The organism is Serratia grimesii NBRC 13537, assembly GCF_001590905.1.
Classification (GTDB): domain Bacteria; phylum Pseudomonadota; class Gammaproteobacteria; order Enterobacterales; family Enterobacteriaceae; genus Serratia; species Serratia grimesii.
The window spans coordinates 1-1,812 of record NZ_BCTT01000033.1; the positions used below are offsets into that span (position 1 = coordinate 1).

General features: G+C 45.8%; 3 protein-coding genes and 1 pseudogene. 1 reads left to right on the forward strand and 3 read right to left on the reverse strand.

Going from position 1 to position 1,812, the window contains the following annotated elements:
* Positions 1–191: 191 nt before the first annotated feature.
* The 3 genes from SGR01S_RS23470 to SGR01S_RS24415 all read right to left on the reverse strand — a co-directional run bounded on the left by SGR01S_RS23470 (position 192) and on the right by SGR01S_RS24415 (position 1,435).
* Positions 192–614: a helix-turn-helix domain-containing protein gene (locus SGR01S_RS23470; protein WP_061808721.1), complete on the reverse strand. Its 423-nt coding sequence runs from the start codon at positions 612–614 to the stop codon at positions 192–194.
* Positions 614–805: a Rop family plasmid primer RNA-binding protein gene (locus SGR01S_RS23475; protein ID WP_032421723.1), complete on the reverse strand. Its 192-nt coding sequence runs from the start codon at positions 803–805 to the stop codon at positions 614–616. The genes SGR01S_RS23470 and SGR01S_RS23475 overlap by 1 nt, the downstream gene beginning before the upstream one ends.
* A 480-nt stretch (positions 806–1,285) precedes the next feature.
* A complete protein-coding gene (locus SGR01S_RS24415; protein WP_001138880.1) occupies positions 1,286–1,435 on the reverse strand; it encodes an AbrB/MazE/SpoVT family DNA-binding domain-containing protein in 150 nt (49 codons plus the stop codon).
* A gap of 173 nt (positions 1,436–1,608) precedes the next feature.
* Here SGR01S_RS24415 and SGR01S_RS24465 point away from each other — a divergent pair.
* Positions 1,609–1,812, forward strand: a pseudogene (locus SGR01S_RS24465) (hypothetical protein); the annotation flags it as partial.

A 1,812-nucleotide genomic window follows, 5' to 3' on the forward strand; every position in this document is an offset into this window, starting at 1 on the left:
GTAAATAAAATTTAAAAAACGAAACTTCAGGAAAGTAAACCACTGATATTAAATACAAATCTGCAAAATTTTAATTTTGCGTAGTGTGTGGGTATTTTTAGTCGTGAGGAGCGTTCAGAGATCTGGCGATTTTTGGGAAGGTTCAGGAACTCCCCGGGATGGCCGGAGAGGAAAACTCAAGCATGGCAGGATCAGGATTTTTTCCAGAATTTCCACCACGGGGAATCGGGTGGTGAAGAAGGTTCGTGCTTGTGCTCCAGAAGCTGCATTGCCTGACGAAGGGAATCAATATGCTCATCTCGAGCCTTAACAGCCCCTTTAAGACCATCGTTTTCAGCTTCTAGTAAAGCAATTCTATGTTGTAAATCATGTAAATCAACGCTGTTAACACCTGTAGATTCTGCGTCACTTTTTACATCATATTTTACAGTATCGATGACACCATCAAGAGAACCAAACACTCTAATAAGCTCTGAAGTATCAATAATTTTAATAGCCTTCCCGTGCTTTACAACAGAGGTGTAACTTAACTTCCCACTGTTAATCATCTTGTAAATTGTGGGGCGACTAACCTTAACAAGCCGTGCCGCTTCACTAATAGACACTCTGGCCATCAGTTACCATCCTGTAATTCATCCAGTCTCGAGGACAGTGTACGGAAAAGATGCTCCGCATCATCGTGGAGTTTCTCACAAAGGTCGGCCTCAGCATCGAGATCAAGCTCGTTAAGCTTCTCCAGCAGGAGCAGAGACTGATTCTGGATGAATTTAGCCATGTTCAGCGCTGTTTTCTGTTGTTTCGTCATAAGGGACCTCAGAGCATCAGTGCTCAGTGTAAAACCGGTAAGGAGGTCGGATGTACGAATGGTTCAGAGAACGGATCTGAGGTAATCCTGTAGTTATTTTGTAGTTTATCTGTAGTCATCGCACTAAAAATCAGGATTAAGTCATCAGCTTTTGTAGTCTTTCTGTAGTTTACCTGTAGTCCGGAAAAATAATCCGTTCATGCGAGCATGAACGAGGTCGTTAATGACGTTTTTTTGTCACCGACGCCCCTTAACCTCCGCAGATCACCCGGCCAGAATGATAATTTTTTGGCCCTTAAATGGTCATACACCTAACGCAGCCGCGATTTTCATCGCAACTGCATGAATTAAAAGGTAAAAACTGGAATCTCCGTTTATTTATGTAATACGCAACGTATTACAATCACCTGTAATTACATGAAAATAAAGAAATAAAATGTAATACCGGCGTATTACCACGTACGCGGGCAAGCGAAAAAGCTATAACGCTTCCCGGCCGACAGGCGACCCAAAATCCACAGGGGCATGCAAGTTCTCTTCAGTAACCTGCGCCATTAAATCAAAAAGGTCATATTCGCCGGGAAGCTGCGTATCAGTCGAATCCAGTTGTTCATCATATTCAGATGGCATGGGGTGATATCCAGTAGCTGAGAGGTTGTTAGCGGGTTTCTGGGCGCAGCCCTGAACCAGTCAAGTAGCACTAGCGGAGTGTATACGGGCTCAATATGCTACGGTGGAGTAACACGTTATGAAAGTGCGTCATGTGACAGAGGAAAGTGCAGCGGCGGGGCGTACGGGAGAAAATGGAAGCCCGGGGATATGACGCCTCCTCGCTCACTCAGTCGCTGCCGCTCCTGCCGTTCGGCTGCGGCGGGCGTTACCTGCACACGGATAAGAGCAAAGACATACGGCATGACAAGCGGGGCAGCAAAAGAATGCGCCGCTGCCGTTTTTCCATAGGCTCCGCCCCCCTGACAAGCATCACAAAATCTGACGCTCAAATCAGC

Coding starts and splice junctions, on each gene's coding strand:
- SGR01S_RS23470 (WP_061808721.1), bottom strand. CDS start 614: ATGGCCAGAGTGTCTATTAGTGAAGCGGCACGGCTTGTTAAGGTTAGT.
- SGR01S_RS23475 (WP_032421723.1), bottom strand. CDS start 805: ATGACGAAACAACAGAAAACAGCGCTGAACATGGCTAAATTCATCCAG.
- SGR01S_RS24415 (WP_001138880.1), bottom strand. CDS start 1,435: ATGCCATCTGAATATGATGAACAACTGGATTCGACTGATACGCAGCTT.